Origin of the sequence: Pseudoalteromonas sp. ASV78 (assembly GCF_047806705.1) — a bacterium.
In the GTDB taxonomy this organism is placed as follows: domain Bacteria; phylum Pseudomonadota; class Gammaproteobacteria; order Enterobacterales; family Alteromonadaceae; genus Pseudoalteromonas; species Pseudoalteromonas prydzensis_A.
In genome coordinates, this window is sequence record NZ_JBLOPA010000001.1 from 535,446 (window position 1) to 559,832 (window position 24,387).

The window sequence follows — 24,387 nt, forward strand, 5'->3', positions numbered from 1 at the left end:
AATGGCAACCATCGTAGAGAAATTTTTTGATTCAAAAGATGCATTAACCGCAGAGTTATCAGCAACGCTTGAGCAAAGTTTAGTCAGCGGTATTGAAGCTGATGGCCGTGCCGTACTTATGGTATCTGGTGGTTCATCACCAGCGCCTGCATATAAACATTTGTCTAATTTAGCGTTAGATTGGGCGAAAATAGATGTTGCAATGGTTGATGAGCGCTGGGTTGATGTAGCACATGATAAAAGTAATGAGGCGTTTATAAAAAGCACCTTATTGCAAAACCATGGCGCAGCAGCTAACTTCATTACTATGAAAAACAATGCCGAGACAGCTCAGCAGGGTAGTGCAGAATGTGAAACCGCTTATCAACAACTAAAGCGCCCATTTGATGTAACTATTTTAGGTATGGGCCCGGATGGCCATACTGCTTCATTATTTCCGCATGCGGATGGCCTTGAGTGTGGTTTAACCACATCAGACTTAATCTGTGCAATCAATGCAATTGAAAGTGATGTAACTGGCAGTATTACTGAACGTATGACCTTAACTTTGGCTGCGATTGCGCAATCTAAAGTGGTTAAGCTATTGATCAGTGGTGAAGAAAAACTCGCTGTTTATAAAGCAGCAAAAGCCGGTGGTGATGTCAATGATATGCCATTACGTGCCGTGCTAAATCACCCAACGATTAATATTGAAGTGTATTGGGCGCCATAATTAGATAATTACCCAACACATTAAAATGCAGACTATAAGTCTGCATTTTTGTATCCGTCGATAAAGGGTATTGTCATTGCAGCGGTTTCACATTGTAATTGTTGTTTATATTTGTCAGGGGAAATTCTAAGCCGCTAGAAATACCCCGTTAACATATCACTCAGCAGCAGATTTTGAACTCTTTATTTAACCCTCAGGCAACACCTATTTATTAACACATAGTCATGCAATCGAGCTAAAAATCATTTATAGCGAGCAGCGATACACCCTGATTTTTGTCAGGTTTTAAGCTATTTACCTAATTCTATAATCGATCACTCATTTAATGGCATTGCCATCAAGCAGTTTTATAAAATAGAACCCGTTGCTACCAAGGAGTGAAAGGTTTAATGAGCTGAACAGTTAGAATAAAATAATCCCTGAGATATTTAGCCGCAATGAATAAGGTACTTAGAAATAAAGGTAGACATAAGTAGCATAGCTCTTTATAATTTAAAAAAATGACAACGCTGTCATTGATATTGATAACTATTTATTCTTACTCCCCTTAGATAAATTATTTGCCCTAATTTATCTGTTGAAATCAGTTTTAAGTGATGCATTTGTAATTCCCCAATCGTGCTAATATCATCACTAGTTAATGAGTTTGGTTCCACTTTTTGAGAATAAAGTGGAACGTTTTTTTTACACATAGATTTAGCAAAGATCATAAAATTCCCCAAAAGAGTATATTTGCTTTTCTCTTTTCAAACTTATTCATGTTATATTCACGCCGTTAAACTGTAACAATTTCTAAACTCTAATTTTTTAATCTATTAATATTCAATTGGTTAGTATTTTTATAGCTATTTTTTTACACAATATAACTAAAAAGATGTAGCACAATTGTAATTTAGAGTGTATGGTTTGTTACTAGATGACAACGCTGTCATCATCACTGGGCAGAAGTGATAAATAAAACCAACAAAATGATTCAAGGGGAATCCTGTGTTAGCTAAAAATTTTAAAAAAAGCTTATTAGCAGTAAATATCGGTCTTGTAATGAGTGCCGGTTTCACTGGTGCTGTATTCGCAGCTGATGAAGTAAAAGTTCAAGAAGACGTAGAAGTCATTGAAGTACGCGGTATTCGCGCTTCAGCGAAAGCCGATATCAACAACAAACGCTTTGCAAACGCGGTTGTAGATTCAATTACTGCAGAAGATATTGGTAAATTCCCAGATAAAAACGTTGCTGAATCACTTTCACGTATTACAGGTGTTGGTGTTAGCCGTGAGTTTGGTGAAGGTGAGAAAATTACTGTTCGTGGTTCTGATCCGACTAAAAACCGTACTTTATTGAATGGTCAAAACGTAGGTACAGCGGATTGGTTCATACTTGATAACCCATCACGTAGCTTTAACTTTACTATGCTACCTTCTTCACTAGTAAGTAGCCTTGAAGTATACAAATCACCAGAAGCTCGCTTAGATGAAGGTTCAATTGGTGGTACTGTTATTTTAAGAACTCGTAAACCACTCGATTTAGATTCTGGCACGGCTCATATCACATTACAGAGCCAGTATTCAGAATCATCAGAAGAACATGATCCATTAGTTGAAGGTTTTTATTCTTGGAAAAACGAAGACGAAAAGTTCGGTATTTTGATCTCAGGTTCAAAATCTGACCGTACAGTTCGTCGTGAAGGTTTTGAAGTACTAGGTTGGGATGCAAATTCAGCTGACGGTACTTACGCGCCGCGTACTATGGGCGTTCCTGTTTTCCGTCAAGATCGTGAAAGAACAACTTTCTTCAGTTCAATTCAGTTCGCACCTTCTGATGATTTTAGCGCAACATTAAACATCTTAGATTCGAAAATGGATGTTAATAACACTAACTCTAATTTCTTACTTATGAATCCTGGCGCAGGAGCTGACTTAACATACGTAGGCAGTAATGCAGTTAAAGGCACTGGTGGTACCGATGTTCGTTGGAATCACATCAACCGTATTTCAAAAACAGATACAAACTCAATTCACTTAGATGTTGATTTTGCAACTGATTCTTTCTCTATGAATGTTGAGTTAGGTACTACTGCAGCTGAAGGTGGTACTTTAAATGAAACATCATGGGAATATGGTGGACAAGGTGACTATAACTTCGATTTAACAGGCTCAACACCAACAGTAAATGCTGGGGTTGATGGTACTGATCCTTCTAAATTTAATGGTGGTTGGATTTGGGGTGGTAATAAACCAACAACTGATGATGAGTCATATGGACAAGTTGACTTTGATGTACCTGTAGAATTAGGTGCATTCACAGCTGTTAAATTTGGTGTGAAATATCGCGATCAAAAACGTACACAAGACAGAAATGCATATAGCTGGCATTGGGGTGTTGCAACGGATGGTACAAGCCCTAATTACATGACTCAGATCTTGTCTTCGCAATGTAATACCTTAGCGAAGTGTGATCTTGCTGTCGGTAGTGATAGCGTAGGTGCGGATGTTGTTAATGGTGATATTACGCAACAATTAACGCATAACAGCGCTCAAATGATAGAACTTGGCTTAGGTCCAAATGCCTCTTATGCTGTACATAAAAACTTAGGTGAGATCTTTGAAGTAGTTGAAAAGAAAACATCTTATTATGTACAAGGTGATTTTTCTGGCGATGATTACCGCGGTAACATTGGTATTCGTGTAGCTAGAACAGATCAAGACTCTTCAGGTTACTTATTCTCTTCTGATTCAGCTGGTCTATTAACAGTTAAAAATCCAGGTGAAAATGCAAATTTAACACCAACAACACTTGAATGGGTTACTGAATCTCGCAGCTATACAGAGATTTTACCTAACTTTAACTTGTCATATGACTTAGCAGAAGACCAAATTGTGCGCCTTTCTGCAGCTAGAACAATGGCTCGTCCTAACTTCTTTGATATATCGCCAATTACAGCGCCTGGTAATTTAGGTGAAACTAACCCTACAGCACAAGCCGGTAATCCTAATCTAGCTCCACAAATAGCAAATCAGTTTGATGCCGCTTGGGAGTTCTATTTTGATGATGCGTCATTATTCGCTGTAACGTTATTCTATAAAGATATTGAAAGTTATCAAACTACAGCTACATCTTCACAAGATTTTTATGATCAGCAAACTTCTAGCTGGGTTACAGCAACAGTTTCTCGTCCTGCAAATGGTGAAGGTGGTACTACAACAGGTTTAGAAGCATCACTTCAGTATGATTTAGGTAATGGTTTTGGTGTGTCTGCTAACTATACATACACAGATGCAAATAATGATGGCGAACGTGATGTGGCTAACCCTGGTTCAGGTTTAGTTATGGGCGCATCAGAAAACATGTTAAATGCTTCTGCATTTTATGAAAATGATATGTTTTCTGTTCGTGCAATGTATAACTACCGCACTAAATGGTACAAAGGACTTCATTCATCAGGTACAGAACTTTGGAATGATGACTACGGTCAGCTAGATTTTAGTACAACTTATAATGTAACTGAAAATATTTCAGTTGTATTAGAAGCTATAAACTTAACGGATGAAAAAGTTGTTGAGTTCAACACTAGTGAAGATCGTGTACTATCTATCTACCAAAATGGTCGTAGATTCGTACTAGGTGCAAATTTCCGATTCTAATCGAACAGAGTGCATAAAAAATGCCGCTGTATAGCGGCATTTTTATTTTTACTGCTTCATTCTTTCTTTTAATGCATTTGCAACGGACTTTAGACTTTCATGAGAGTTTGAAAGAATACCGTGATATTCATTACTTTTATTTTTAAACTCATCTGTTTTCTCAAATACATAATGAGAAAAAAGGGCTTGCCAAGCACATCTCTGTGATTCAGGCAAATTACGAAGTGTTAATATACTATGTAATAAACTATCTGTTGCCTCTAATCCTAAATCCGATTTTGTAGACGTTGGATCCCACCAATAATTTACGAGTATATTAACAGGATCAATGGCCTTTACATTATGCCACCAAAGTGGAGGTATATAGAGAGCTTCACCGATCTCTAAAGTTGCAGTTAACACTTTCTCCTTTGTGGCTTTAAACTTTGGATACTTTTCAAAATCAGGGTTTTCAAAATCCACTAAGCTGATTGCAGGGCCAGCCACAGTTCTATCAATGGGTGCTACGTAAAGATTTTTTATTTCATTTGCGGGTAACAAATAAAAAGTTCTTTTACCACAGAGGTTTAGGGCTATATTATGTTCAGTGTCATAATGTCCAGGAACCGTAGCAGCATTGCCTAGCCAGATACGAGGAGGAACGTTAGCTAAAAATTTAGGCGCAGAGTTCTTAATACAAAAATCAGGTAAACATTCATTTATTAGTGCACTTTGTACTGCAATAGTATCTGAACCTTGATTATTAAAATTAATTATTAATTTTTTAAGTACAGAAATAAGTGGTGCGTTGTGTTTTTCGAAAGTGTAGTTTTTAAATTTATTATCAGTATAACCAATTAGGCCTTTATACTTCTTGTCAATAATTAAAGTATCCACTAATTCAGTAGATGCTTGAGTAACAAGGCTTCTAAGAAGCACTAAAGGTGATTGTTTTGCAAGTGTAACACTTGGCCAATGAGAAAATAAATCTGTTATTATAATTGGCTCATTTAAATTGCACAAAAACTCTTGTATATTGTTGATGTTATTAATGCTTAATCTATCTACTTGCATGCTTTAAATTGTCTCTTATACGTGTTATTTTTAAGTAAATAATAATATATTAATAGGTGTTTAATGTCAGATAAATTTGAAGTTTTTAACGTGGAAAAACACAAAGGCCAGTATGTAAAAGTTGATGCTAATTTTTCACATATAAAGGATCAGCATGTTGTTCCTATCACCCCTATTGAAATTGCCAAAGTAGCACTCAACTTTGCTGTATGTTTTATGAAATCAAGCGATGAGAACCCATTTAAAATGGTTGCTATTTTAGGGCTTGAATCGGGTAAAAATGTTTTTTACAAGGATGGTAAGTTTAACGCAATATATGTGCCTCAACATGTTAAAAAGCACCCATTTTCGCTTGCTAAAACCCCAGAAGGTCAAGTTTTTCTTGCTGTTGAAACAGCTGCATTAAATACAGAAAATGATGGTGAAGCATTATTTGACGAGTTAGGAGAGCCATCTGACTATTTGCTTCATAAGCAAGTTGAACTAAAAGAACTTGCCCGACAAGAGGAGTTATCAACACAGTTTACCAGTCGACTGGTAGAACTTGGGCTACTCACTGAGTGTTCTTTTAAATTTGATTTAGGCGATGGCCAAAAAAAGCAAATTTCAGGCCTTTATTCTGTTGATAGGGATTTATTAAAATCGCTGGATGACGAGTCTTTATTGTCTTTACAAAAACAAGGGATGCTTGAGGCTATATACTCGCATCTTGTTTCACTTGGTCAGTTTCAACGTGTTATAGATTTATCTGCAAATACTTAATATAACGAAAAATTAAATTTAACAATAATTTTAATTTTTATGAAATAAAATATATTTGATTTCATAAAAAAATAAAAAAGCGGCTAAAGATTTTATTAAGTCGCTTCTTTGAATAAAGCCCATACAAAGAGCAGTATTAGGGTATTTAGCTAATAGTGTTCAATGTTAACTAATTAATTCACCCGCTTTCACAGATGGTTATTATCGGTCATATACTTTTGTATGAAGCTTATAAAAAACGATAAACTCTTTATCCGTCTTCAACTATCTGAGGAGCTTATTTTTACTTGGTAGCATGCAAATTGACACAAAATTTTCACTTCCTTTTTGCCGTCAAAACCTTTAGCCTTAGGGTACTAACAGCAAAAATATAAACTTATATATAACGGAGCAGTAACATGGCGGAGCAACAAGTACAGCCTTTACACAATGAAAAGCATGCCAACACTAAAATTCAAAACGGCATCAATGTAGAATTTTTAAAAACTCAACACTTAGTGCCAGTTGTTGCACATGAGTTTGCGCGTGTAGCAAATGAGTTCCCTATGTCTTTCGTGAAAAACAACGAAACAGGTCAATTTCAAGCGGTAGCAATGTTTGGTTTAGAGCCAGGCGAAAACCTTTTTGTAAAAGATGGTAAGTGGACTGCAGCATTTGCACCTATGGCGACAACACGTTACCCACTTGGATTAGTTAAACACCCACAAGAAGATCAATACGGTATCGTGATTGACGAAGCAAGCTCATTAGTGGGTGAAGCTGAAGGGAATGCATTATTTGAAAACGGCGAAGAAACTGATTACTTAAAACGTCGTAAAGAAGCGCTAGTATCATTTATTGAGTTTTCTCATGTAACTGAAGCATTCACTAAATACCTTGCTGATAAAGAGCTTTTAGTCGCACAAACATTGACAGTTGATATCAAAGGCGAGAAAAAAGACATCAATGGGATCTACCTTATTGATGAGAAAAAGCTTAATGAGTTAAACGACGAAGAGTTTTTAGAGCTTCGTAAGCGTGGCTACCTAGCACCAATTTACTCATTCCTAACGTCTACACATCAAGTAGCGCGTTTAGCACGTTTAAAAGCGCAACAAGCGTAATTTAAACGAAGTATTAAAAAAGCGCCTTTGGGCGCTTTTTTTGTGTCTTTTATCTGGTTAGGGTTGTAATTTAGCTTGAGTTTATTCACATTGGAGGTACTTACTTCCAACACAAGTTACCTGTATGAACAAGTCACTTTTTAGCGCATTAATTAGTGCGTGCTGCTTAACGTTGAGTCCATTAGCCATCAGCGCCAGTACACCTTTCGCTATCGCTATTCATGGCGGTGCGGGCACGATTGAAAAAAGCCGTTTTACTCCAGAGCAAGAACAAGCTTATCGCTCTAAACTCAAAGAGGCGGTTGAAACTGGCTATAAAGTGCTTGAGCAAGGCGGTGAAAGTCTCGATGCAGTCACTGCCGCAATCAACGTGTTAGAAAATTCACCGTATTTTAATGCCGGACGTGGCGCTGTTTATACTTACGATGGTAGCCATGAATTAGATGCGTCAATTATGGATGGTCGCGATCGCCAAGCGGGTGCTGTAGCTGGGGTTAAGCATATAGAAAATCCCATTAACTTAGCTCGGCTAGTGATGGAAGAATCTGTGCATGTGATGCTCAGTGGTCAAGGTGCTGAAGAATTTGCCAAAGAGCAGGGCGTTCCATTGGTCGAAAATAACCTGTTTGATACAGAAAACCGCTATAAAGCCTTGCTAAAAGCCAAAGAAAAATTAGACAAAGCCAAAGCGACCAGTAAAGATTATCAGGCAGCACATCAGGCGTTACCGGTTAATTATAAAATGGGCACGGTGGGTGCTGTTGCGCTTGATAAAAACGGTAACTTGGCGGCGGGTACATCAACTGGTGGTATGACGGCGAAACGTTTTGGTCGCATTGGTGATGCCCCCGTGATTGGTGCTGGCACCTTTGCTGAAAATGCGTCCTGTGCAGTGTCTGCCACTGGCCACGGCGAGTATTTCATTCGTTATAATGTCGCGGCTGATATTTGCGCACGAGTTAAATATCAAAATAAAACCATTGTCCAAGCAGGCGATGAGGTCATTAACGATGTACTGAAGCCGATAGGTGGCACTGGTGGTGTGATTATTGTTGATAATAAAGGCAATATCAGTTTACCGTTTAATACCAGTGGTATGTACCGGGCCAGCAAATCAAATACGCAAGCGACCTATGTAGCAATTTTTAAAGACGAATAATGCGATTATGTAGATATTCGACAGCCAGTAAACTACGCTGGCTGTGTGTTAGGCTTGAGGCGTTTTTTTTCATAATCGCTTTTGATGATCTCAAGTGCTTTGAGCACATCATCTGCGGCAACTTCATGTTGTTCAAGCAGCATAATTAAGTCTACGGCTAGTTTTACGTGTGTAGGTGCTTGGGTTAACTCTTTACTCATGCTCGGCCTTTTTTTTCGCTATTTGGCTGATTGCTACATCAATGGCGATATTTACTCGCTCCTCCATATGAATGCGTTCGACCTGTGGTAAGTAAAACTCCATATCCACATCATAGCGAATGTAACGGGCGGGTAGTTGGTTTAGTACAGTACAGCAAAAATCAGCCATTACGTCTTCACTATAGTGTTTTTCAAGTTGTCGTTTAATGATTTCTTCAATCATAACTTTTTCATAGTAATTGTGTATATCGTCATGTAATCGCACTGTGTTATCTACCTTAGTGGTATTGAGCTGTTTTTAGTTTATACCAAGTGTGGGTATAAATCGACAATCGCTTAAAAAAGCAGCATTACGTTTGCTTTTGTGGTGTGCTGCGAAAACCCAAGTTCAGTAATCGCGTGTTTAAGTAATTAATATTTAGCAATTGAAAACAATGGTGTTAGGTGGTACAAGCGCAGAGTAGATGTTAAAGCTAGCGTAACTGTTGTTTTTCTACTATTTGAATTTTTTCCTCAGTGGCAGATATCGCCTTTCTACAACGGCCAAGACGGCCGTGAAGAGCTAAGATCTCAAGGTTGATGGCTTTGGCTTTTACAGGACCCACGTTTTGCATTCTTAACTTACATTCTTCAACCATCAGCACTAAGCGGCGCTCAAACTCGTGATTTTGTTTAAGTTCGTCATACAGCTCATGAGCGGGTTGCATAATTTGTTTTACGGCTTGTTGGTAAGGTGCCGATTTATTGAATGTTTTACTGCGGGCTTTGTAAGTGCTTTTATTTTCTTTTTCCCAAATCGGCGTAGATTTTATAACATTAAATACGGCTTGTACCTGATTACCGATCCGCTCTAAAGCATAATTATGAGCATGGCGACGCTCCAGTGGTGGAAGGCTATTAACTTCATCTTCAATTTCTAACACATAATCAACTAATTTCATGCTTTTAGTAGTAAACACCCCACGGTCAAATAAACTGGGTTGCGCCTGCATATAACGGTTTTTAGCAAATAACTTGGCTTTATCAAATTGCTCAGCATGCTGCTTTAAGGTTGCAACCTGTTGGCAAAGCTTATCAAAAGAAGCTGTTCGCATTTTATAAATAAGCCTCGTAAATTAGTTTTAACGCTAAAATTATCACCACAGTATTGAAAACCGGGCGAATAAACTTACTGCCAAACCGAATTGCTGAATGAGCGCCAAGCCAGGCTCCAAACATCAAAAAGAAGCCCATAGTAATGCCGAGTAAAAAGTTAACATGACCAAGTGCGACAAACGTTATAAGAGATACAAAATTTGACACGAAATTCATTGAACGGGCTAAACCACAGTTTAGCAGTAAACTCATTTTATACAGTAAGCTATTTGACGCAGTCCAAAAAGTGCCAGTACCAGGGCCTGCCAGCCCATCAAAAAAGCCTAAGCTTAAACCTTGCAACCATTGTTTTATTTTAGTTGCTTTATTCAATGGTGGAAGATCATCGTGCTCTACCGTGCTTAAATTGCCAAACAAACTATAACAAGCGACTAGAATAATCACGATGGGTAATAGCTTGTTTAAAAATCCGATACTAAGGTAATCAACAATTAGTGTGCCAATTAACGCGCCAATGGCGGTTGCGATAATTGAAGCGGCCCAGAATCGAGGATTAAATAGTTGCTTACGAAAGTAAGTCACACTTGCAGTGAGTGAGCCAAAACTCGCGGCGAGTTTATTAGTACCGAGTGTTAAATGGGGGGGCAGGCCTGCAGTCAAAAGTGCGGGGACAGTTAACATACCGCCGCCACCGGCCACTGCGTCTATAAAGCCTGCGGCAAGCGCCACGGCGCAAAGAAGTGCCCAAGTTGTTGGGTCTAGTGCAAGTTCAAACATTAATAATCTATTTGTCTTTTAAAGGGTGGTAATGTGTCAAGCATGGCTTTGCCATATCGCTTGGTTACTAAACGGCGATCGAGGATGGTAATACGGCCTTGATCGTTTTCTTTACGCAGCAGTCTACCACAGCTTTGCACTAATTTCTTGGCCGCATCAGGCACTGTGATAGATAAAAATGGATTGCCGCCTTTGCTTTGTACAAACTCTGCTTGTGCCTCTTCAATGGGGGAGGTGGGCACCGCGAATGGGATTTTAGTGATCACTAAGTTCTCAAGGTATTTACCGGGTAAATCTAGCCCTTCGGATAAGCTTTGGGTGCCAAATAAAATACTGCCTTTGCCCGCATCTATATTCTTTGTGTGTTGCTTTAATAGTGCTTCACGCGACATTTCACCTTGCACTAAAATATCGAGGTTTTTAGCGCGCAAGGCTTTTACTACATGATCCATTTGCCAGTAAGATGCAAACAACACTAAATTAGCGTGTTGTGTATTTAAGTGATCCGGCAATACTTTGGCCAGATGATCGCTAAACTCTTTATCCGTCGGCTCGATGTGTGAGGTGGGTATATGCAAGGTGGCTTGATTCGGGTAATCAAACGGAGAAGGCACTTTTAAGTATTTTACACCTTCTTCTTTAGTCAGGCCGCTTTCGTAAGCAAAATGATCAAATGAACCAAGCGCAGTTAGGGTCGCTGAGCATAAAACCGCGCCTGCGCATTGTCGCCACAGTTTATCTTTTAAATAGTAGCCAACTTCAATAGGGCAATCGCTGAGTAGATGGTCGTGATGATTTTTGTATTCTAAACGCTTTATCCAACGCGCATGTGGTGTGCCTTCCCCCTTGGTGGCATAGCTATACCACAGTTTATTTAGTTGCTCTAAGCGATTAATGTAATGACCGCTTTCGCCTAAAATAGGGTCGGCAACATAGGGTTTGATATCACCATCACTGACATCTTGTACTAAGGTATCGTGCATTTTATTTAAGCAGCGCAGGGCATCGAGGGTGGCTTCGCTGATATCTTTGGCTTTAGTGTGCAACGATTCAGGTATTTCACCGTGCTCGAATCGGTATGTATCGTCTTTTGAATAGTTAAAATCGGCATTATCCAAAATATCGCGAACAACTTTTAAGTCTTTATTAGCATCATTAATACTGTCACAAAGCTTAAAATTTTGCCCAATGGCTTTTTGACCGACTAATACTTTGGCCATTTTGCCACTAAATTTAGTGAGTTTATCAAGCCAATCAATGGTGCCTTTAATGGTGGCTGCGGCAGATGAAAAGTCACGCGTAATATGAGCAAGGTGATGAGCTTCATCAATAACGTAGATACTATTATCTGGCTCGGGTAAAATTTTCCCGCCACCTAGGTCAAGATCAGCCAATAATAATGAATGATTAATCACTAATACATCCATTTGCATTAAGCGTTGGCGAGCAAGCTGAAATGGACAGGTTTGATGTGCTTTCATTTGCCGTTGGCAAGCATGTTTATCACAAGCAATGAGTCCCCAAACGCGATCAGGAATGGTATCTGCCCAGCTGTCTCGATCGCCTTGCCATTTTTTATTAGTGTAAGCATCATAGAGTTGCTGCAAACATTTGGTTTCCATTGCACTCAGTGGCGAAGTAAGCGTAGGCATAAACTCCATTTGCGTTTGATTATCACCATTGACCGCATTATGTAGTTTGTGAGCACATAGGTAGCGCTGGCGACCTTTGACTAAATCAAACTTGAAATCAAGGCCTGAATGCTTTTTAAAAAAGGGCAGTTCTTTACTTATCAATTGCTCTTGCAGTGCTACCGTGGCGGTCGAAATAATTAACTTCTTTTTTTGCGCAAGCGCCAGTGGTAACGCGCCTAAACAATAAGCCAGCGATTTACCCGTACCAGTACCTGCTTCAATAACGCAAATTCGTTGTTTTTTGTGGTACTCGCCCGCCAGTGTTTTGGCAATTTCGGCTACTAAGTAATTTTGGCTACTGCGAGGGCGATAATCACTGAGGTTATCGGCCACATGCTTGTGAATTTTTCTTATCGTCGTTTTTAATGCATCAGAAAGCATGGGTGAATAACCTAAAGTATGTATATAATTACAGTGCTGTATATTAATTGGGATCGAACATTGACACAAGCAATCTATCAAGGCTTTATACTTTCTAGGCAACAATATGCCGCTGATAAGTATAGCCGCCATAGCGGGATCACCCTGTGTTATTGGCTAAGCTCAGATCATGGGCCGATAAAAGTGCTAGTGCCAAATCAACAGGCGGTGTTTTTTATTCCAGCAAATCAGCATGCTCTTGCTGAACAGTTGTTTTTAAAGCACAACATCAATATTGAATTTAAAGATGTTGCTATCAAACACTTTAGTGGTGAACAATGCATCGCTTGCTATTTTTCAAGCTCGCAAGCGTTATATCAAGCAAGACAGCTTTTAGAAAGCCAATCTTTCGAAAACCAGATCACAGTGTACGAAGGAGATGTACGCCACAGCGACCGTTTTTTAATGGAACGTTTTATTCGTGGTGGGGTGTGGGTCACCGGTGATGTAACTCAGCAAGCAGGTTATATTCAAATTGATAACGCGCAGTTAAAAGCCGCTGAACCGTATACGCCACAGTTTAAAACGCTGTCATTGGATATTGAGTGCAGTGGCGAAGGCGTGTTGTTTTCCGTCGCTTTAGTGGGAGAGGGAATTGATTGCGTAATTATGGTTGGTGAACCTGAGCATTGCGAACAAGCAATCCAATGGTGCCATGATGAAATTGATTTACTGACTCAATTACAACAGCTGATACAACAAGTAGATCCAGACATTATTATTGGTTGGAACGTCATTGAATTTGATTTTAATGTACTTAATCGGCGCGCTGAGGCGCTAGGCGTTAAATTATTGCTGGGTCGAGGTAATGGTCAACTACAAATACGCGAGGGGCATTTTACCCGTTTAACCCTGCCAGGGCGCTGTGTGGTCGATGGCATTGATACGCTAAAAAATGCTACTTATCATTTTGATAGTTTTTCACTTGCGAATGTGAGCCATAAAATACTAGGCGAGAAAAAGTTAATCCAAAGTGATAACCGCTTGAGCGAAATTATTCGTCAATTCAATGAAGATAAACTCTCGCTTGCAGCGTATAACCGTCAAGATTGCGTGTTAGTTAATCGTATCTTTGCAAAGTTAAAGCTGATTGAATTTGCCATTGTTCGTACACAATTAACAGGGCTTGAGCTGGAACGAATGGGTGGCTCAGTGGCTGCATTTACTAACTTATATTTACCGTTATTGCATCGTAGCGGTTATGTTGCACCGAACTTAGGCGATCATGGTTTATCGTTTGAAAGTCCTGGTGGTTTTGTGATGGAGTCAATTCCTGGGCTGTATAAAAATGTCATCGTGTTGGATTTTAAAAGCTTGTATCCATCAATTATGCAAACGTTTTGTATTGATCCGCTCGGGCTAATTCGCGGCTTAGCAGATCCAGATAACGCGATAGCCGGTTTTAAAGACGCATTTTTTTCTCGCACTGAGCATCACCTTCCTAATTTAATAAAAAAGTTAGCCTCATCAAGGCAGCACGCAAAAAACACTGATCAACCCATGCTGTCGCAAGCTATAAAAATCATCATGAACAGTTTATATGGGGTGTTAGGATCTAAAGGATGTCGTTTTTACGATCCACGTTTATCAAGCTCCATAACTTTACGTGGCCATGAAATCATGCAAACCAGCAGACAGTGGATTGAAGAGCTTGGTTACACCGTTATTTATGGCGATACCGATTCAACATTTGTCAGTTTACCCGACGATCTAGATGCCGCAAGTTGTAAAGAAATCGGCAAGCAATTAGCTAATACGATCAATAAAAAGTGGCAGCAAACAATAAAACAGCGCTTCACGACACAAAGTTATTTAGAAATAGAATTTGAAACACTTTATAGCCCATTCTTTATGCCAACTATCCGTGGCAAAACCACCGGTTCAAAAAAGCGTTATGTTGGTCAAGTGCAAAAAGATGGTGAAAAGCAATTAATTTTCAAAGGGATGGAAACTGCGCGCAGTGACTGGACCCAGCTTGCCCATGAATTTCAAACCGAACTGTTTGAAACTTTATTCAGCGACAGTTTTACTGTTGAAATGTTAACACCCATTATTGAAAGTTATATTACGCGTTTATACGCAGGAGAGTTTGACAATAAACTTGTTTACAGAAAAAGACTCGGCCAACATTTAATTGATTACCAAAAGAACACCCCGCCGCAAGTACAAGCAGTAAAAAAATACCAAGCAACTCACCCTGAATTTGTGATCAGTAAAGGGCAAGTTGTTGAGTATGTATATACAAAATCAGGCGCAGAGCTATTTATTGAACAAATATCAGTGACTGAATTTCAATTTGACTACAACGTTTACGTCGAAAAGCAACTAAAACCAATCGCACAAATGATCCTTCTCCCCTTAAATAAATATTTCAACTCGTCCAATAAAGCACAATTACAGCTACTTTAGATAGTTCCAAATATCGGTATTATTAAGTGCTTATGTTACTGAAAAGTATACAAGCAGAAGGGGCTTAAATTTAATTGTTGCTATTTTGGTCTGTTTTGTACCATTTTTTAGTATTTTCTTGGTTTTTTATACTGTTTTTATTAAATTGATGTGAACAAATGTTGGCATATTGGTTTTTTTTGTTTAGTATCATGGTGCGTTTGCAACATAATTGTTGCGATAGTTTACAAAAGCTAAATAAAAATAATCCACAATATAGTGGTCCAGGGAGAATCAAATGTTAAATAATAAAGTTTCAAAGGCAGTTCGCTTAGCGATCGCTTTTGGTGCAGCATCAACAGCTGCGTTTTCTGCCAGCCCATTTGCTGCAGAAGAAAATGATGGCGTTGAAAAGGTTGAACGTATTCAAGTTACAGGTTCACGCATTAAGCGCACAGACTTAGAGACGTCTAGTCCAGTTACTGTAATGACTGCTGAAGAGATTAAATTAAGTGGTTTTACTCGTGTTGAAGATATCTTGAATCAGTTACCGCAAATTGAAGCTGCAGAAAGTTCATTTTTAGCGAATGGCGCAACAGGTACTGCAACAGTAGATTTACGTGGCCTAGGTTCAAACAGAACTTTAGTTTTGATAAACGGCCGAAGAATGCAGGCGGGTAGTATTACATCTCAAGTTGCTGATATAAACCAAATTCCTTCATCACTAATTAAGCGAGTGGATGTTTTAACTGGTGGTGCAGCTGCTGTTTACGGTGCTGATGCTGTTGCCGGTGTTGTTAACTTTGTAATGGATGACCAATTTGAAGGTATTTCTCTTAACGTAGGTACTTCTGGTTATCAACACAATAATGATAACAAATACATTCAAGGTTTGATGGATGAAAAAGACTTCGAATACGATACAGGTAGCACAGGTATCGATGGTAAGTCTTACAGCATAGATTTTACTGTGGGTGGTGGATTCGATGGCAGCAAAGGTCACGCTGTAGGTTATGTAACGTACAACCGTCAAACTGAATTGTTGCAAGGCTCTAGAGATTACTCATCGTGTGCATTAGATGGCGCAGGTCAATCTTGTGGTGGTTCTGGTACAACTCCAAATCCATTTTTTGATATTTATCCTGTAGTTGATGGTGAAGTTGATTATAAACAAAACTTCTACGGTTACCTCGATCCAAATGGTTCTGGTTTTAGAGAAGACGATGGTTATCGTTATAACTTTGCTCCAGTTAATCACTTTTTAAGACCAAACGAGCGTTTTACACTAGGTACATTCATTGATTATGAAATCAATGAAACTTTCCGTCCATACTTAGAGTTCTCTTTCATGCATAACAGAACAGCAGGCCAGATTGCTGAATCTGGTACGTTCTATAATGAAGAGATTTTATTTGATTACAATAACCCTTTATTATCTGATGCTCAAAAGCAGCAGCTTCAAGGCTTATTCAGCCAAGATGGAACTGATCAATTTGTCGCATACATTGGTAAACGTAATGTTGAAGGCGGTCCTCGTTCTGATAATTTAGAACACTCATCATACAGAATACTTACGGGTATGGAAGGTGAGCTTAGCGATAACTGGTCATACGACGTTAGCTACAACTACTCTGCAACAACTTCAAGCTCTGTTTACAAAAATGATTTACTTGCACCAAAAATCGCTCCTCGCGTTGGTGCTGTGGGTACGGAGTGTGACGAGGCTGATGGTTGTTTATACTACAACGTATTTGAACTTGGTGGTGTAACACCAGAACAAGCTGCTCAGTTAGCGGGTGTTGGTACTCAAACAGGTTTAGTAACACAAATCATTTACAGCGGTTATGTTAGCGGTGAATTCGATTGGACTCTACCTACAACTTCTCTTCCTGTCGGTGCTGTATTTGGTGTTGAACGCCGTGAACAAGATTACGAACGTGTATCAGATACAGTTTACGAAGAAGGTCAATTACTTGGACAAGGTGGGCCTTCACCAAGTCTATATGGTGCAATTGACGTAAACGAAGTTTACGGTGAGCTACAAATTCCAGTATTAGATAATCTAAATGTTTCGACTGCAGCTCGTTGGTCTGATTACTCTACAACGGGTTCAGATACTACCTATTCAGTTGGTGTTGATTATACTCTTGCAGATACTTACAAATTTAGAACTAGTTTTGCAAAAGTTGTACGCGCCCCTAACGTAGGTGAGTTATTTGCAGCTCAAAGCCTTGGCCTATGGAGTGGTGCCGACGGTTGTGCTGGTGATCCAAGTGCAGTTGATGCAGCTGAGAGACCTACTTATTCAGCTAGTCAATGTGCTAATGCTGGTGTGAGTGCTGACCAATACGGTAGCATTGGTGAATCACCTGCAGGACAATATAACCAGCTAGCTGGTGGTAACCCAGCACTTCAACCTGAAGAAGGTGAGACACTTACGATTGGTTTAGTTGCTTCTCCTTTTGAAAACTTTAACTTCTCTGTTGATTACTTCAAAATTGAAATTGAAAAAGTTATTGGTACAGTAGGTGCAGAGCGTATATTAAATAACTGTGCTGAAACAGGTGACGAGTTTTTCTGTAACAACATTACTCGTAGTCCATCTGGTAGCCTTTGGTTAGGTCAAGCAGGTTTTGTAACAAACCTTAGTGACAACATTGGTGGTAGAACATGGGAAGGTGTTGACCTTACAGCAGCCTATTCAATGGATCTAGAAAATGCAAGCTTGAAGTTTGACATTAACGGTTACTACAGCATGAAGAAAGAAGTTGAACCTATCTTAGGTGATTCAACCTTAGCTTATGACTGTGCCGGTAATATTAATACAGACTGTTTTGCTTCGCCTAAATGGCGTCATACTGCTAACGTTAATTACATCCGTGATGACTGGCGTGTAGGAGCTAAATGGCGTTACTATGGTGGTATTGACTACGACGGAACAGCAGATGCCTCATTAATTGAAAATGGTGGTATAGGTTCTCATAGCTTTATCGACTTATCTGGTAGTTACTCTATTAACGAACATGTAACGTTTACTGGTGGTATGAATAATATCTTCGATAAAGAACCTCCAATGGTTGGTAATACCATTTCTTCAAACGCAAACACAGTTGCTGGATTTTATGACACATTAGGTCGCTTTATCCACATGAGTGTAAATTTGAAGTTTTAATGAGTTTATAAGTCATTAAATTTAAATTAACAAAAGCCCGATATGTTAGGGCTTTTTTTTAACATAGAGAATAGATTTAATTTTTCGCGACAAAACGCTAACTCAGAAAGTATTAGAGGCACCATAAACGCTTTTGATATCATTACTAAGCAATCTATTGTATAACTTCTTATTGATTTTTCTATGAATTATTGAGTTAGAACAAGTTTTTTACATAGTTAATTTTTTAAAGGAAATCACCTTATCAATATAAATAATAGCTTTATTTTTAGATAAAACAATTAGTTGTAATGTAACTTTCTTGAACTTGTTTGTTCTTTATCTGTAAAGTTATCGATTTACAGGTTAAATAACTGTTGACCTTTGGCCATCTCTAATATTAGTATCGACTTGCTCAATTCGGTACTAAGTGTCATACATTGACACCTAGTACTCAGTTTTCAGCAATTAAAACTAATAAAATCATATATAAATATGACCCAGGGAGAATCAAATGTTAAATAATAAAGTTTCAAAAGCAGTTCGCTTAGCGATCGCTTTTGGTGCAGCTTCTACTGCTGCTTTTTCAGCAAGTTCTATTGCTGCAGAAGAAGGTGCAGAAAAAGTTGAGCGTATTCAGGTTACAGGTTCACGTATAAAGCGTACTGATATCGAAACTACAGTTCCAATTACTACAATCGGTCGATCTGATATTGTAGCTATGGGTGCAATTAATGTTTCTGATATCCTAAATCAGTCTCCTGTTACAATAGCTGGAGCAGACCAGTCTAACTCATCATTCAGCACCTCTGGTGTTGGTTTAAATACAACCTCACTTCGTAACCTTGGCGAGTCAAGAACGCTAGTTCTAGTTAATGGCCGTCGCTTTGTATCTGGTCGTTCACCTTCAACCGGTTATGCAGTTGACTTAAACTCTATTCCAGCATCAATGATTGAGCGTATCGATATACTTAAAAGCGCATCTTCTGCTATTTATGGTACAGATGCCGTCGCTGGTGTAGTTAATATTATTACTCGTAATAATGTTGAAGGTGTTGAAGTTAATGCGCAATCAGGTATTTCATCTGAAGGTGATCGTGAAAAATACTCTTTAAGTTTGACAGCTGGTAATAGCTGGAACACAGGTAACGTAACCGCATCTTTTGGTTATGATGACGATAAAGGCTTAAAACCTGCAGACCGTGATTTCTCTGAATTTGATGAAGCTATATTACTTGATGAAAATGGTAATGAGTATGTTGACAAGGTGTTTTCATCTTATCCTCCACAAGGTCGTGTTGGTGGGTTCAATGCTGATGGTACACCATATAAAGGCTTGGCAGGTGGAGAAGCTTTCAACCGTGCAGCTTTCCGCCAACTTGTTACTCCCCTTGAAAGAAAGTATGCAGCTTTAAATATCAAGCAAGATATAAACGATGAGGTTCAATTTTTTGCTGAAATGAACTGGAATTCATCTAAAACTTATAATTCAACTATTGAACAGACTCCGTTTACTACCAATGATGTATATATTCCATCGCGCGGGGGTACAGGCGGTATTAAATTAAGTAATCCAATGATTCCTGATTTGTTACGTCAAAATTTAATGGCGGCTAACCCTGATCTTACAATGGATGATAATATACCTGAGTTAGTTCGTCGTATGGTTGAGTTTGGCCCTCGTTCTACAGATTTAGAGCGTGATACTATCCGTATTGCAACTGGTTTTGACTGGTTTATAAATGACGACTGGTCTTTAAATACTTATGTTTCTTGGGGTAAAACTGATCAGCGCCAAGACAGTGGTGGTCAAGTTAATATAGAAAGGGCTGCAAAAGCACTTGACGTTGTAGAAAACGCTGATGGCACACTTCAATGTGCTGACGATCTCGCTATTTTACAAGGCTGTGTACCACTTAACTTGTTTGGTGCAGGTACAGTGTCTCAGGAAGCTGTTGATTACATTAAAGTACCTGCTAAAATAGCCGGCCAAACAGAACAATTTATTGTTTCAGCATCATTAGTTGGTCAGTTACCAATTGAATTAGCTGGTGGTTTTGTAGGTGTTGCTGTTGGTGCAGAGCATCGTTTAGAAAGTGGTTTCTTTAACCCAGGTGATTTGGCACAAACCGGTGCATCTAGCACTAACAAATCATTGCCAACAGATGGTAGTTATTATTCAAATGATTACTATGCAGAAACTATTTTACCAATACTCGATAACCTTGAGCTTGATTTAGCTGCGCGCTATTCAGATCATGAGATTGTTGGTGGTCAGACAACATGGAATGCTGGTATTCAGTACTCTCCATTAGATACGCTTAAATTCCGTGCTTCTGCAGCGACAGCAATCCGCACACCTAATATTGCTGATTTATTTGGTGGTCGTGGTGAGACTTTTGCTGGTGTAACAGATCCGTGTAGCGGCGTTACTGCTTCTGACACAGGTAATGCAGCTCAAAACTGTTTATCAATTCCTGAAGTAGCCGCGCGTGTAGCCGCTGATGGAAAGTTTGAGCTTACACAGATCGAAGCTCAAAGCGCTGGTGGTTTTATTGGCGGTAACGAAAATGTTAAAGAAGAAACTGCTGACACATATAGTGTAGGTGTTATTTGGCAGATGACAGAAGAGCTTTCTTTAACTGTTGACTACTACGATATCTCAGTAGAAGATGCAATATCTACTACTAGTCGTACTACTGTACTTAATCGCTGTTTTGATGTTAGTTCAGCTAACTTTGACCCATCTTGTGGCGGCAATGCATTACGTGATAATAAAGGTGCATTAGTTGAAGTTAATTCAGGTACTAGTAACGAAAATAATATTGAAACTTCAGGTATTGATATTGAATTAGCATATACTCTGGATACTGAATACGGTGCTTTTGGTGCTAACTTAATCTGGAACCATCTACGTAAATACGATACTACTGGTATCGAAAGTGGTGAAACAGTTGAATATGCTGGTGAAGTACTTACACCAGATAACAGAGCTAATTTAAACCTAACTTACGGTATGGATGATTTAAATGTTTCATGGCGTATGCGCTACTGGGATCGCTCAGTAGATAGTGTTGAAGGTGCTAACTTTAACTACACTGATTTTACACCATTAGAGAAGTATAATAACTTCCCATCTGTTGTTTATCATGATGTATCAGCAGGTTATAACTTTACTGATAATACAAGTGTTACATTAACAGTTCGTAACTTGTTTGATAAGCAACCACCAGTTGCAAACCAAAGTTCATCGCATGGTGGTACTGGTATTAATACAGTATCAGAAGCTTATGATGTAACAGGTCGTTATTTACAATTGAACTTTACAACTAAGTTCTAATTAAATTTATTGTATACTATGGCTTTAGGCTGACGATAAACCCTGTTCTTTTGAACAGGGTTTATTTTTTAGCTGTCGAAGGGCTATATGCTCTAGCGATATTTTTTCTTTTTAGGTTATTTTAGTCTCTACATTGGATTTATGGGGGGTTCTGTTTGGCTTTGGCTTTTTAGAGCTAAAAGCATTAATAAAAGAGTATGAAAAAGCTATAAATTCAGCATCTTTTTAAAGTGGGCTGTACTACGAATTGTTTCCAATAAATTACTCAAGTTCTGACTAGCTGCACTGACCTAAATTCGTCACTATTCTTTTGTGATCCCTACCACTACTTCTAGACACACTACTAAGTAAGTACAATCACCATTACCATAGAGGTACTTATGACAACAAAGAAACCACGTAAAACTCATGCCACTGAATTTAAAAAAGAAGCCGTTCGGTTAGCTGCAAAAATCGGTGTTGCTGCCGGTGCTAGAGATTTAGGTGAGTATGAATCGCAAATCTCCGCTTGGCACGATAAGTAATAAGTTCCAGCAAAAGAAAAGCTTAAGCCAACCTGAACTCGCTGTCGAGGTCGCCAAGCTGAAACGTCAACTTGCAGAGCAAACGGAGGACTTAGCCATATTAAAAAAAGCGGCTACCTACTTCGCGAAGAATCAAAAAAATAAAGCGGTTCAAATTTATGCTAACACACCAAGTAGAATTTAAGGTGTCGCGTATGGCTTTGGTGCTTAAGGTATTGCGAAGTGGTTTTTATCAGTGGCTTAAATTCGGTTAGCTGTCGAGTTAGCGAGCATTGTAACAACAGCTGCGCGATGAACAAATACAACAGATTTTTGCTGATTTAAGGCAGCGATATGATGCCACTCGTATCCCGTATCCAAGTCGAATTGGAAGATTGGAAGATAATTAGCAAACTAAAACTATCAGTGGCAGTATGAGCCGCCAAGGCTTAGCGGCCAAAGCGGCTCGCAAGTTCAAGGTGATGACTGTCACCGATCATGTAAAACTGATCGACTTGGTATCATGCGTATGTTTTTTGTACTGGTTGTTGATGTTAACTAAAAAGACATTTGTGGATATTCATGTTCGCTTTGCACAATAAATTACTTAAAGATTAAATCGGCCACAATATAGATTATGACCGATTACTCTTTTCGAAAAGGAAATTACAATCTTGCAAATCCTTTTTATATTACTAAAAAATATCAACTAACTGCTGCGTAAAAACAACCAAAACTGGGCAGGGTGAGGGTGTGTCCTTCTACAGTACCATTGTGATGATTCAGTTCAGTATGTGGCACAATATCAGTGTGTTCAATGTTGAGGCTTGCAGGCTCTTGCGCTAGGTTAAATACGCACAACATAGTCTGGCCTGCAAAACGACGGTAAAAAGCTAACAATGGCTCTGGGGTATTAATAAATTCAATATCGCCTTCGAGTAAAATAGCTTGTTGCTTGCGCCATGTCATAAAATGGCGGAACGCATTTAGAATCGAATCGCTATCGCTATCTTGTTTGCTTACAGCTTGGTGTTTGTGGTTTTCGTCTACCGGTAACCACGGTTTCGTTGCAGAGAACCCGGCCTGTTCACAGTCATCATTATGCCATGGCATAGGCGTACGACAGCCATCTCGGCCTTTAAAGTTTGGCCAAAAAGTTATCCCGTACGGGTCTTGTAAGTCTTCAAACGCCACACTTGCTTCACCTAAACCTAACTCTTCACCTTGGTACATACATACACTACCGCGTAATGAAGCGAGTAGGGCGGTAAGCATTTTACATTGCGCAGGGTTTACTTCGCCATTGTTACTCCAACGACTAGCCACACGTTCTACATCGTGGTTACTAAAAGCCCAGCAAGGCCAGCCTTCAGTCATACGTTCTTCCAGTGTTTTAACTGTTGTGCGAATATACTCACTGCTGTAATCATTGGTTAGTAGCTCAAAACTGTAACCCATATGCAGTTTATCGCCACCGGCGGTGTATTCAGCCATAGTCGCAAGTGAGTCTTCTGATGATATTTCACCCAAAGACACGGTACCTGGATACTTGTCTAACAGGGTGCGAATATCTTGCATAAAGCTGATATTTTCAGGTTGGGTATTATTGTAATGGTGATACTGAAATGCATACGGATTATCTTCGCTAAAACCACGGCCTTGGCGTTTTTCTGGTGGTTTGGCTGGGTTGTCACGTAGTTGTGCATCGTGATAGCAAAAGTTAATTGCATCTAGACGAAAACCATCCACGCCTTTTTTCAGCCAAAATTCAACGTTGTCTAATACTGCTTGACGTACATCTGGATTGTGGAAGTTAAGATCCGGTTGTTCAGTAAAAAAGTTGTGCAAATAATATTGACCACGACGCGGCTCCCACTGCCAAGCTGGGCCACCAAAAATAGAAAGCCAGTTGTTTGGCTGGGTGCCATCTGGTTTTGCATCAGCCCAAACATACCAATCAGATCTGTCGTTAGTTTTGTTTTCACGGCTATCTAAAAACCATTGATGTTGGTCTGATGTGTGGCTCAATACTTGGTCAATAATAATTTTAATATCACGTTGATGAGCTTGAGCAATAAGTTCGTCAAAGTCATTAAGATCACCAAAAAGAGGGTCTACGTCACGATAATCGCTGATATCATAGCCAAAGTCTTTCATTGGCGATTTAAAAAATGGTGAGATCCAAATAGCATCAACACCCAGACTTTTAATATAGTCTATCCGGCTGATGATCCCTTTTAAATCACCGATGCCGTCACCGTTGGTATCTTGAAAACTGCGCGGATAAACCTGATAAATCACTGCGCCTTTATACCACTGCTGTTGAGCCATTTTTTTCTCCATCGTGACAACACTGCCCATTTTACCCTAGCAATTATTGCTGTTTAGAAA

General features: G+C 39.1%; 19 protein-coding genes. 11 read left to right on the top strand and 8 right to left on the bottom strand.

Annotated elements, in window-relative coordinates:
* The first annotated feature begins 1 nt into the window (after position 1).
* A complete protein-coding gene (gene pgl / locus ACMVDV_RS02410) occupies positions 2-712 on the top strand; it encodes a 6-phosphogluconolactonase (protein WP_416157060.1) in 711 nt (236 codons plus the stop codon).
* 512 nt (positions 713-1,224) lie between these two features.
* On the opposite strand, the gene ACMVDV_RS02415 is transcribed toward pgl, so the two are convergent.
* Positions 1,225-1,422 carry a hypothetical protein gene (locus tag ACMVDV_RS02415; RefSeq protein ID WP_416157061.1) on the bottom strand — a complete coding sequence of 66 codons (198 nt, stop codon included), beginning with the start codon at positions 1,420-1,422 and terminating at the stop codon, positions 1,225-1,227.
* Between the two features lie 277 nt (positions 1,423-1,699).
* On the opposite strand from ACMVDV_RS02415, the gene ACMVDV_RS02420 reads away from it, so the two are divergent.
* On the top strand, positions 1,700-4,351 hold the full coding sequence (locus ACMVDV_RS02420) for a TonB-dependent receptor (RefSeq protein ID WP_416157062.1): 2,652 nt from the start codon (positions 1,700-1,702) through the stop codon (positions 4,349-4,351).
* Positions 4,352-4,399: 48 nt separating this feature from the next.
* Here the strand turns inward: ACMVDV_RS02420 and ACMVDV_RS02425 are convergent, their stop codons facing one another.
* Positions 4,400-5,404, bottom strand: a complete 1,005-nt coding sequence (locus ACMVDV_RS02425; RefSeq protein ID WP_416157063.1) for a cupin-like domain-containing protein — start codon at positions 5,402-5,404, stop codon at positions 4,400-4,402.
* A 63-nt stretch (positions 5,405-5,467) separates the two neighbouring features.
* On the opposite strand from ACMVDV_RS02425, the gene ACMVDV_RS02430 reads away from it, so the two are divergent.
* From ACMVDV_RS02430 to ACMVDV_RS02440, 3 genes are all read left to right on the top strand, one after another.
* Positions 5,468-6,166 carry a SapC family protein gene (locus tag ACMVDV_RS02430; protein WP_416157064.1) on the top strand — a complete coding sequence of 233 codons (699 nt, stop codon included), beginning with the start codon at positions 5,468-5,470 and terminating at the stop codon, positions 6,164-6,166.
* Between the two features lie 398 nt (positions 6,167-6,564).
* Entirely contained in the window at positions 6,565-7,269 is a 705-nt protein-coding gene (locus ACMVDV_RS02435) for a SapC family protein (protein WP_304178906.1), read from the top strand.
* Between the two features lie 124 nt (positions 7,270-7,393).
* A complete protein-coding gene (locus tag ACMVDV_RS02440) occupies positions 7,394-8,428 on the top strand; it encodes an isoaspartyl peptidase/L-asparaginase family protein (RefSeq protein WP_416157065.1) in 1,035 nt (344 codons plus the stop codon).
* Between the two features lie 32 nt (positions 8,429-8,460).
* On the opposite strand, the gene ACMVDV_RS02445 is transcribed toward ACMVDV_RS02440, so the two are convergent.
* From ACMVDV_RS02445 to dinG, 5 genes are all read right to left on the bottom strand, one after another.
* A complete protein-coding gene (locus ACMVDV_RS02445; RefSeq protein ID WP_416157066.1) occupies positions 8,461-8,628 on the bottom strand; it encodes a DUF2496 domain-containing protein in 168 nt (55 codons plus the stop codon).
* Positions 8,621-8,893, bottom strand: coding sequence for a late competence development ComFB family protein (locus ACMVDV_RS02450; RefSeq protein ID WP_416157067.1), 273 nt, complete (start codon positions 8,891-8,893; stop codon positions 8,621-8,623). Before ACMVDV_RS02450 ends, ACMVDV_RS02445 begins: the two co-directional genes overlap by 8 nt.
* Positions 8,894-9,101: 208 nt before the next feature.
* Entirely contained in the window at positions 9,102-9,722 is a 621-nt protein-coding gene (locus ACMVDV_RS02455) for a primosomal replication protein (protein WP_182767869.1), read from the bottom strand.
* Between the two features lies 1 nt (position 9,723).
* Positions 9,724-10,500: a sulfite exporter TauE/SafE family protein gene (locus ACMVDV_RS02460; protein ID WP_304178897.1), complete on the bottom strand. Its 777-nt coding sequence runs from the start codon at positions 10,498-10,500 to the stop codon at positions 9,724-9,726.
* Positions 10,500-12,575 carry an ATP-dependent DNA helicase DinG gene (gene dinG, locus ACMVDV_RS02465; protein ID WP_304178895.1) on the bottom strand — a complete coding sequence of 692 codons (2,076 nt, stop codon included), beginning with the start codon at positions 12,573-12,575 and terminating at the stop codon, positions 10,500-10,502. Before dinG ends, ACMVDV_RS02460 begins: the two co-directional genes overlap by 1 nt.
* A gap of 60 nt (positions 12,576-12,635) precedes the next feature.
* On the opposite strand from dinG, the gene ACMVDV_RS02470 reads away from it, so the two are divergent.
* The 6 genes from ACMVDV_RS02470 to ACMVDV_RS02495 all read left to right on the top strand — a co-directional run bounded on the left by ACMVDV_RS02470 (position 12,636) and on the right by ACMVDV_RS02495 (position 22,598).
* Positions 12,636-15,023 carry a DNA polymerase II gene (locus ACMVDV_RS02470; protein WP_416157068.1) on the top strand — a complete coding sequence of 796 codons (2,388 nt, stop codon included), beginning with the start codon at positions 12,636-12,638 and terminating at the stop codon, positions 15,021-15,023.
* A 277-nt stretch (positions 15,024-15,300) separates the two neighbouring features.
* The gene (locus ACMVDV_RS02475) at positions 15,301-18,174 is read left to right on the top strand and encodes a TonB-dependent receptor domain-containing protein (RefSeq protein ID WP_416157069.1); all 2,874 of its coding nucleotides are present in this window, start codon (positions 15,301-15,303) and stop codon (positions 18,172-18,174) included.
* 493 nt (positions 18,175-18,667) lie between these two features.
* Complete coding sequence (locus ACMVDV_RS02480; RefSeq protein ID WP_416157070.1) at positions 18,668-21,493, top strand: TonB-dependent receptor domain-containing protein; 2,826 nt, start codon at positions 18,668-18,670, stop codon at positions 21,491-21,493.
* Between the two features lie 380 nt (positions 21,494-21,873).
* The gene (locus ACMVDV_RS02485) at positions 21,874-22,017 is read left to right on the top strand and encodes a hypothetical protein (RefSeq protein WP_416157071.1); all 144 of its coding nucleotides are present in this window, start codon (positions 21,874-21,876) and stop codon (positions 22,015-22,017) included.
* A complete protein-coding gene (locus ACMVDV_RS02490) occupies positions 21,983-22,201 on the top strand; it encodes a hypothetical protein (RefSeq protein WP_416157072.1) in 219 nt (72 codons plus the stop codon). Before ACMVDV_RS02485 ends, ACMVDV_RS02490 begins: the two co-directional genes overlap by 35 nt.
* Positions 22,202-22,430: 229 nt before the next feature.
* Positions 22,431-22,598 (top strand): hypothetical protein, encoded by a 168-nt coding sequence (locus ACMVDV_RS02495; RefSeq protein ID WP_416157073.1) that lies wholly within the window; start codon positions 22,431-22,433, stop codon positions 22,596-22,598.
* A 103-nt stretch (positions 22,599-22,701) separates the two neighbouring features.
* Here ACMVDV_RS02495 and ACMVDV_RS02500 read toward each other — a convergent pair whose 3' ends face one another.
* Positions 22,702-24,327, bottom strand: a complete 1,626-nt coding sequence (locus ACMVDV_RS02500; RefSeq protein WP_416157074.1) for an alpha-glucosidase family protein — start codon at positions 24,325-24,327, stop codon at positions 22,702-22,704.
* Between the last annotated feature and the right edge of the window lie 60 nt (positions 24,328-24,387).

Excerpts from the sequence above, each read along its gene's own strand:
- ACMVDV_RS02480 (WP_416157070.1), top strand. The coding sequence starts at position 18,668 with ATGTTAAATAATAAAGTTTCAAAAGCAGTTCGCTTAGCGATCGCTTTT.
- dinG (WP_304178895.1), bottom strand. The coding sequence starts at position 12,575 with ATGCTTTCTGATGCATTAAAAACGACGATAAGAAAAATTCACAAGCAT.
- ACMVDV_RS02425 (WP_416157063.1), bottom strand. The coding sequence starts at position 5,404 with ATGCAAGTAGATAGATTAAGCATTAATAACATCAACAATATACAAGAG.
- ACMVDV_RS02445 (WP_416157066.1), bottom strand. The coding sequence starts at position 8,628 with ATGAGTAAAGAGTTAACCCAAGCACCTACACACGTAAAACTAGCCGTA.
- ACMVDV_RS02430 (WP_416157064.1), top strand. The coding sequence starts at position 5,468 with ATGTCAGATAAATTTGAAGTTTTTAACGTGGAAAAACACAAAGGCCAG.
- ACMVDV_RS02495 (WP_416157073.1), top strand. The coding sequence starts at position 22,431 with ATGAGCCGCCAAGGCTTAGCGGCCAAAGCGGCTCGCAAGTTCAAGGTG.
- ACMVDV_RS02440 (WP_416157065.1), top strand. The coding sequence starts at position 7,394 with ATGAACAAGTCACTTTTTAGCGCATTAATTAGTGCGTGCTGCTTAACG.
- ACMVDV_RS02500 (WP_416157074.1), bottom strand. The coding sequence starts at position 24,327 with ATGGCTCAACAGCAGTGGTATAAAGGCGCAGTGATTTATCAGGTTTAT.
- ACMVDV_RS02485 (WP_416157071.1), top strand. The coding sequence starts at position 21,874 with ATGACAACAAAGAAACCACGTAAAACTCATGCCACTGAATTTAAAAAA.
- ACMVDV_RS02415 (WP_416157061.1), bottom strand. The coding sequence starts at position 1,422 with ATGATCTTTGCTAAATCTATGTGTAAAAAAAACGTTCCACTTTATTCT.
- ACMVDV_RS02490 (WP_416157072.1), top strand. The coding sequence starts at position 21,983 with ATGAATCGCAAATCTCCGCTTGGCACGATAAGTAATAAGTTCCAGCAA.
- ACMVDV_RS02460 (WP_304178897.1), bottom strand. The coding sequence starts at position 10,500 with ATGTTTGAACTTGCACTAGACCCAACAACTTGGGCACTTCTTTGCGCC.
- ACMVDV_RS02475 (WP_416157069.1), top strand. The coding sequence starts at position 15,301 with ATGTTAAATAATAAAGTTTCAAAGGCAGTTCGCTTAGCGATCGCTTTT.
- ACMVDV_RS02435 (WP_304178906.1), top strand. The coding sequence starts at position 6,565 with ATGGCGGAGCAACAAGTACAGCCTTTACACAATGAAAAGCATGCCAAC.
- pgl (WP_416157060.1), top strand. The coding sequence starts at position 2 with ATGGCAACCATCGTAGAGAAATTTTTTGATTCAAAAGATGCATTAACC.
- ACMVDV_RS02455 (WP_182767869.1), bottom strand. The coding sequence starts at position 9,722 with ATGCGAACAGCTTCTTTTGATAAGCTTTGCCAACAGGTTGCAACCTTA.